The organism is Bradyrhizobium sp. MI1.3 (assembly GCF_055811695.1).
Map to the genome: position 1 here is coordinate 129,988 of NZ_JBVVPQ010000008.1, position 7,811 is coordinate 137,798.

Annotated in this window: 3 protein-coding genes; all 3 read right to left on the reverse strand. The window is 60.9% G+C overall.

The window, feature by feature from the left end:
• Window positions 1-686: 686 nt before the first annotated feature.
• Window positions 687-2,057: an HlyD family type I secretion periplasmic adaptor subunit gene (locus AC0L3A_RS08100; RefSeq protein WP_354127794.1), complete on the reverse strand. Its 1,371-nt coding sequence runs from the start codon at window positions 2,055-2,057 to the stop codon at window positions 687-689.
• A gap of 9 nt (window positions 2,058-2,066) precedes the next feature.
• Window positions 2,067-3,779, reverse strand: coding sequence for a type I secretion system permease/ATPase (locus AC0L3A_RS08105; RefSeq protein WP_473254036.1), 1,713 nt, complete (start codon window positions 3,777-3,779; stop codon window positions 2,067-2,069).
• A gap of 79 nt (window positions 3,780-3,858) precedes the next feature.
• Window positions 3,859-7,811, reverse strand: a 3,953-nt coding sequence (locus tag AC0L3A_RS08110; protein WP_473254037.1) for a beta strand repeat-containing protein, incomplete at its 5' end; no start/stop codon positions are given.

The window sequence follows — 7,811 nt, forward strand, 5'->3', positions numbered from 1 at the left end:
GACGCAACACGTCTGTCCACGACGGGCGAGGTGATCCCTCCGAAGATTCCGATCGCACTGATCGCTGCCTTGCAGCCGCATGATCCCGTCAGTTGCACTGGCCTGACGCAATCATCAATTCGGATTCGCGCCTCGACGTCTGGGCCGTTTTCAAACAGAGGCTCGACTGCGTCGCCGTCATCAAGACTTACAGCGTAATGCGGCGGCGTCCAGTCGCTCAATCCGCGTTGCTGCGCGTCGGCACCTAGCGCGAGCAACAGGCGCAGAAGGTCCATTCGATCCGCACGCAAGGTGGAAATCTGGCGATCAGCGAGGGAAAACCGGACCATCACGATATTTATTGCAGCCGCGATCCAGCAACGTCCCGATGAAATGGAGCGGACTCCAATAGATCACATTACTCGAGCGGAAATTCGGTCAAGCCGAGATCACGGGATGCGGACTATTTCGGAAACCCGAAGGGATGCGCCGGCCCCATCAACAAACGTTGAGGTTGCCCACGCGGTAAGCGCTGTCGATGGCTCTAAAAACATTATACCTTTCATAGCGCGCCTCTCGTTCGCCCTTTGGTTTTCGCCGCCATTTGTGTGGATGAGCGAGCTTGGCTTTCGGGATGAGGCATGTGTCCCTCCCTACGCGGATCGGCGCCGTTGCTAATGCCTCTTCTATCACTTGCCTTCTCTCCTTCATTTCTGCCGAAACGACTGATTGAATGACATTGCGAGCGGCCCGACGATGTAATCAAACGCAGTTCGCTGAACGGTTGGGATCATAACGGTTGCCGGCATCCCAGGATACAGGCGAATGTTCGGCATGTCCGCCAACTCACCTTGATCAATCCGGACAAAGGCCGTGTAGTACGGCGCATTTGTCTTGGGATCAGTGAGGCGGTCAGCCGAAACCTGAATGACGTCGCCGTGAATGATCGGGACGATCCGCTGCTTGTAGGCGGTGAGATGGACTTCGGCGCGCATATTGGGATGTACGTCGCTGATGTCCTCCACCGCAACCTGGGCTTCGATGGTGAGTGCGTCCTCGGCCGGTACGATGTCGAGGATCTTGTCGCCGCGCTGGATGACGCCGCCGACGGCGAACACGGTCAATCCCACCACCCGGCCGGTATAGGGCGCCCGAATTTCCATGCGACCCAGGACCGACTTTGCACTCAGCGCCTTCGGAATGACCTCGAGCAATCTGGCCTGCGTGTCACGCAAGTCCTTGGTGACATCTGTCATCCGATCATTATCGAGTTGGGCGATCTGCTGCTCCTGCTCGGCGATGGCCTGGCGGGCCTTCGCGATACTAGCTTTTGTATCGGCGATCTGGCCTTCCAAACCGTACGCCGTCCGCTCCAGCTGGAGAATTCGCGGACGCGCAATCAGGCCCCGTTCGACCAACGGCGCAAGATCCTTTGCCTCGTTGCGGACCGAGTTGATCTGATCGGTGAAGGCCTTGACCTGTGCCTCGGCGCCCACAATCTGTGACCCAAGCTGGTTGATCTTCTCGCGAATGACGCTTCGTTGCCCGTCAAGCGATGCTCGCCGACTGTCGAACTGATTGAGCTGACCGGTCCATACGCTCTTAAAGTAGCGGTCATCAGAGCGCGCCCTCAAATCGGCCGGCATGGCCAGCTCGGATCCATGATCGAGCTCCGTCAGGAGCCGTACTTCCGTTGCACGAAGCACGGCATATTGCTGTGTGAGCACCTCATACTCGGCACGGACCTGCGTATCGTCCAGAACGATCAGGAGATCGCCTGCCAGCACCCGCTCCCCTTCTCGGACATGCAGTTCCCTGACAATGCCGCCATCGAGGTGCTGAACGCTCTTGCGGTTGCCGTCGACCTTTACGATAGCATTTGCAACCACGGCGCCGTTGAGTGGTGCCGTCAGCGCCCAGGTGCCGAATCCGCCGAAAAAGATGGCGATGATCAGCCATCCCGCGAGTGCTACGCGACGAATCGAGTCGCTCGGTGCACCGCTCCTGAGTTGATCAATCGTCAAGCTCGGCGCCAATGCGCGTGGTTTCGACCGGCTTGTAAACTCCATCAGCGCCATGACCATGTCCTAACCCGTCGTCTCGCGGACCGTGTGGATCGGTACGGGCCTCGTCAGACGGGCCAGGATCTCGGCGCGCGGTCCGAACATCTCGACGACGCCTTCACGCAGCACCAGGATCTTGTCAGCCACGCCGATGGTGGCCGGCCGATGGGAGATAATCACCACCGTCGTGCCGCGCTTCTTGAGTTGAAGAATGCAATCGGCGAGCGCGGCGTCTCCTTCGGCGTCGAGATTGGAGCTCGGCTCGTCGAGCACGAGAAGGCTCGGATTGGCGAAGATGGCGCGGGCAAGACCAATACGCTGACGATAACCGCCCGAGAGTATGGCGCCGCCTTCTCCCACCTGCGTATCATAGCCATCCGGCAGGCGCAGGATCATCTCGTGCACGTCCGCCATCCGCGCCGCCAGAATCACCTCCCTGTCTTCGCCCTCCTGGAATCGGCTGATGTTGACGGCAACAGTGTCAGCAAACAGCTCAATATCCTGGGGGAGATAACCGATATGCTGGCCGAGTGACGTCTTGATCCAGCTCGAGACGTCCGCCCCGTCCAGTCGCACCGCGCCAGCAGATGGCGCAAGCACACCGACCAGATGACGCGAAAGCGTGGATTTCCCGGCGCCCGAAGGACCAATGATGCCCAGTACTTCGCCCGGCTCGATTGCGAACGATACCCCGCGCAGGATGGGCTTCGAACCAAACGGCGGCACATAGGAGAGCCCCTCGACCGAGAGTCGGCCCTGCGGGCGCGGCAGCGTCAAACCGACCTCCCGTTGGGGATCGGCTTTCAAGAGCTCGCGGATGCGCAGGAATGCTCCACGAGCAGATACAAGATTGCGCCAGGATCCGACGATCTGCTCTACCGGCTGCAGGGCTCTTCCGAGCAGAATGCTCGCGGCGAACATGGCGCCGACGGTTGCAAGTCGCTCGATCACGAGATAGGCGCCGAGGCCAAGTATCATCGACTGCATGGCAAGCCGCAGAAAACGGATGATGCTCTGCATGGTGGCGGCGCGATCGCTCGCAGAGACCTGCCGCTCAAGCATGCGGGTGCGATCGCGGGCCCAACGCCTCAGCAGCCCTTCGGTCATGCCCATCGCCCGCACCACTTCGGTATTGCGCAGGCTCATCTCGGTAAAGCTATAGCTCCGGGAAGCCGCCTCGCCGGCCTCCGTCAACGGCAGCTTGACCCGCCACTCGTTAAACAGGGCCATAAGAATCAGCAGGATGGAGCAGCCCAATGCGAACGCCCCCAGGAACGGGTGCAGCACAAAAATCACGGTAATGTAGATCGGCGCCCAGGGCAGATCGAAGATCGCATGGATCCCCATGCCGGTGACGAACTGGCGGAAGGTGTCGAAATCGCGCAGCAGCTGGCTGCGCGCGCCGCCGGCGCCAGCGGAGCGATGAATGATCGCCGTCATCACGCGCGCCGCGATCGTCTGGTCGAGGCGAATGCTGGCGCGGGTCAGCACGCGGGCACGTACGGCATCCAGCCCTGCCAGCGCCAGAAACGCCATCAACAGCGCGATCGTGAGCATCAGCAGCGTGATCTCGCTGGCGCTTGAGATCACCCGGTCATAGACCTGCAGCATGTAGAGCGGTCCGGCCAGGTAAAGCAGATTGATCGCCAAGCTGAAGATCGCGGCAGTGACGAAATAGCCCCGGCAGCTTTGCAGCAGCCGCCGGAGTTCGTCGGGTCTTTTGAACGGAGTACTCACACAGATCAGCGGAACATCCGCCCCTCTTCTTCAAAGTCGGGGCCGCAACATTCGCCCCGGCCCATTTCCTCGCAGCGCATCAGGCCAGATGGTCGTGGTAGCTGATGAGCGTTCCCGTGTTCTTGTCTGCCTCTGTTTGGAAGCCCGCGGGGTCGTACTGGCCCAACAGGGTAATATTGGCGGTATGGACTCCGTCGGTCACCGACAGGGTTCCTCCCGTACCGACCTGATTTGCGACATAGCTCGCGGTCGTGCCGGCCCCGAATGCCACATCGAGGAGATCCAGGTGGTCATCCCCGTTAAATCCGGACACGACCCCGCTAAAGTCGAAGGAGTCATGGAGCACGATTGTGCCGGTCGCTTGGGCATCAAGCGCTACATTCGCAGATGAGGCCGCTCCGAATTCGAGTGTGGCCGAACCGCTAATCTGAGCCATTCCGTTACCGCTGACATTGCCATCGATTGTGACGTTGCCGCCATTGGCCCACAGCACGCCGGTGTTGATGAGGTCGCTGTGGACCTCCAGTCCACCGGTTCCGGTTGCCTCGAGCGTGCCGGGGTTGGTGACGGCGTTAGATCCGGTATCGATGTCGAGTGCATTGGTGCCGGTGGCGATGATCGTGCCTTCATTGACCAGCACCATCACCCCATCCCCGAGGTGGCCGGCACCGGAGATCGTGTTGTCCACGTTCGTCAGCGTGACGTCGGAAACCGTCCCGGTGATCACGTTCTCACTGCTGTCGGACAGGATGACCTGCCCGTGGCCCTGCAGCGTGATGCCGTGCTCGATCAGTTCGAGATCGGTCTCGCTTCCGGTCGAGTTCAACTCGATCGTGCCGATGTTGTCGATGGTGCCGGAGAGCGGCAGGATCGCGCCATCACTGATCACCATGTGGCCGGTGTTTTCCGTAATCGGCGTTTGATCGAAGACGAAGTCGCTTGCGGAAAGCGACGCGGCGTCAACCCCATTTAGCGTGATGGACTGGCCATCGCCGAGCGTGATCACCGCATTGCCGGCAGCATCGTTGGCCATGTGCGACTGGATGTCGCCAAAGCCGGCAAAGTCGGCATAACCGATCAGATCGACCTGATCCGACGGGGCGTCGAAGCTATAGATCACGTCATGCCCGATCGGCTGCGAGAACACGAACAAGTCGTGGCCGCTGGAGCCGGTCAGATTGTCGCTGCCCGACAGCGCGAAAATAGGCGAGCCTTGCGCATACACCTCGACGTTGTCAGCGATGGATGCGCTTCCGGTGCTGCCGTCCGGATTAATCCAGATCTCTGTTACTTGGAGTACCAACGCACCGGTGAATGTGCTCGGCGACGTGACCGTTAGCGCGGTTACATCATTGCTCAGTACCGTCCAGCTTCCATCGCCGTTATTGGTACCCTCGCTCAAGGCCCAGCCCGCCGGAACCCCAGCAATTGTTGCCATTGTAGGACCAACGTGATCCGACGATGGCTCATCAAGGGCAAGATTGATGGGTGATCCCGCGACGCCTGCTGGCGCCGCAACATGAATCGTAACACTGTGAGAGACGCTATTGGCTGCGCCGTCATTTACCACCACCGTTACGATTCGATCGGTGGTGTTATGGGACCCAGGTTTTGTATCGGTATATTGGATTCCGTCTAGGATGGTTTGGTAAGTTGCCACACTGGCCGAGCCGGATACCAAAAGCACTCCGGTTGAACTTGTGTAGCTTACCGTTAATCCGGATGCCGCCGTTATCGCAGCCGCGTTCAGCGACAGCGTCTCTCTGGTGGCCCCGTCTTGTTGGTTCGTCAGAGTGACGGTCATTGAGGTTAGATTTGCCGAGTCAGCATCAACGATCGTCGCCGATGACGCAATCAATAGCTGCGAGGTACCTGTCGGATAGCTCACGGTGTTGTCGTTGCCACCCGTACCTGAATTCAAATCTACCACCGGCGCGTCATTGACCCCTGTGATGTTAATTGTGCTGCTACCGGTATTGCTGTTGAGAGCGCCATCGTTCGCCACCCAGCTGATGGTGCGGCTCGTATTAGCGCCAAAGTTAGTTGGATTGTCGTTGGTCGTATTGGCGAACGTGACCGAGTCAAGCACCTGCTGGTAGTGTGCTAGCGTATCACTGCCGCTCAGCGTCAGTACATGGGTCCCTGCATTGTAGCTTGCCGTGATGCTGGTTCCCGTCGTCGTTGCCGCCAGCACGTCACCTGTCTGGAAGCCGTTCGAGATCGTGACCGTTGCGTTCGCCAGGCTAGTGTTGTCGACATCTGTAACCGTCAGCGCCGAATCTATCGTCACCGCGGCGGCCTGCTCGGTGTAGCCGATCGTATTACCCGCATTAGCAATCACCGGCGCGTCGTTTGCGCCGTTGATGGTGACCGTCAGCACCGCCGTGTCGGTCAGGCTGCCGTCGCTGACCGTGTAGTTGAAGCTGTCGGTGACCGTGCTGCCGCTGTTGAGTGCCTGCACCGCGGAGTCGTTCTCGTTCACCACGTAGGTGTAGCTGCCATTGGCCGCGATCGTCAGCGTGCCGTGCGCGCCCACCAGGCCGACGCCGAGCGAGCCCGCCGTGCCTGCGCCTTCGGTGCCGCCGGTGCGGATTGCACCGACCGTCAGGCTGCCGTTGTCGACATCGGTGTCATTGGTGATGACGTTGCCGGTCGCATTCGAGCCGCCAGACCCGTTGGCCGTGCCGCCCTTCTCGGTGGCCGAACCGCTGTCCTCCACGCCGACCGGCGCGTCGTTGGCGCCGTTGATGGTCACCGTCAGCACCGCCGTGTCGATCAGGCTGCCGTCGCTCACCGTGTAGTTGAAGCTGTCGGTGATCGTGCCGCCGGTGTTGAGCGCCTGCACCGCCGCGTCATTCTCGTTCACCACGTACGTGTAGCCGCCATTGGCCGCAATCGTCAGCGTGCCGTGCGCGCCCACCAGGCCGACGCCCAGCGAGCCCGCCGTGCCGGCACCTTCGGTGCCGCCCGTGCGGATCGCACTGACCGTCAGGCTGCCGTTGTCGACATCGGTGTCATTGGTGATGACGTTGCCGATCGCATTCGAGCCGCCAGATCCGTTGGCCGTGCCGCCCTTCTCGGTGGCCGAGCCGCTGTCGTTCACCCCCACCGGCGCATCGTTGGCGCCGTTGATGGTGACCGTGAGCACCGCGGTGTCGGTGAGATTGCCCGGGTCCTTGACAGTATAATTGAAGCTGTCGGTAATGGTCTGGCCGCTGTTGAGCGCCTGCACTGCCGAGTCGCTGTCATTCACAAGATAGGTGTAGGAGCCGTTGGCGTTGAGCGTCAGCGTGCCGTGTGCGCCCACCAGGCCGGAGCCCAGCGTGCCGACCGAGCCGGAGCCTTCGACCGCCCCGGTGCGGACCGCCGATACCACCAGTGATGCGTTTGTGTTGTCGACGTCGGTATCGTTGGCCAGCACATTGCCGGCAGCGTTAGAGCCCGCGGTGCCATTGTTGGTGCCGCCCGCCTCAGTGGCCGAGCCGGTGTCGTTGACGCCCACGGGCGCGTCGTTGACCGGCGTCACATTGATCGTATCGGTCACGGCCGCGCTGTTGGCGGCCCCGTCATTGGTGATGATGGTGACAGTGCGGGCCAGGCCCGACGGGTTATCGCTGGTGTTGAGGTAGGTCAGCGAGTCCAACGCGGTCTGGTAGTTCGCGACGCTGGATGAACCGGTCAAGGTGAGCGTCCCGGTCGCCGCGTTGAACGATCCGGTGATGCCGTTCTGGTTGGTAAAGCCCAGCACATCCTGGCCGTTGACGTAATTGCCGGTGATCTGCACCGTCGCCGAGGCAAGATTGGCGTTGTCGACGTCGGACACGGTAATGGCGCTGTCGATCGCGGTGGCAGCCTGGTTTTCCGTGTAGTTCAGCGCATGACCAGCGACGACCACGGGCGCGTCGTTGACCGGCGTCACATTGATCGTATCTGTCACGGCCACGCTGTTGGCGATCCCGTCATTGGTGATGATGGTGACAGTGCGGGCCAGGCCCGACGGGTTATCGCTGGTGTTGAGGTAGGTCAGCGAGT

What these genes read in the sequence shown, in the direction of transcription:
- AC0L3A_RS08100 (WP_354127794.1), bottom strand. Translation starts at nt 2,057, where the DNA reads ATGGCGCTGATGGAGTTTACAAGCCGGTCGAAACCACGCGCATTGGCG.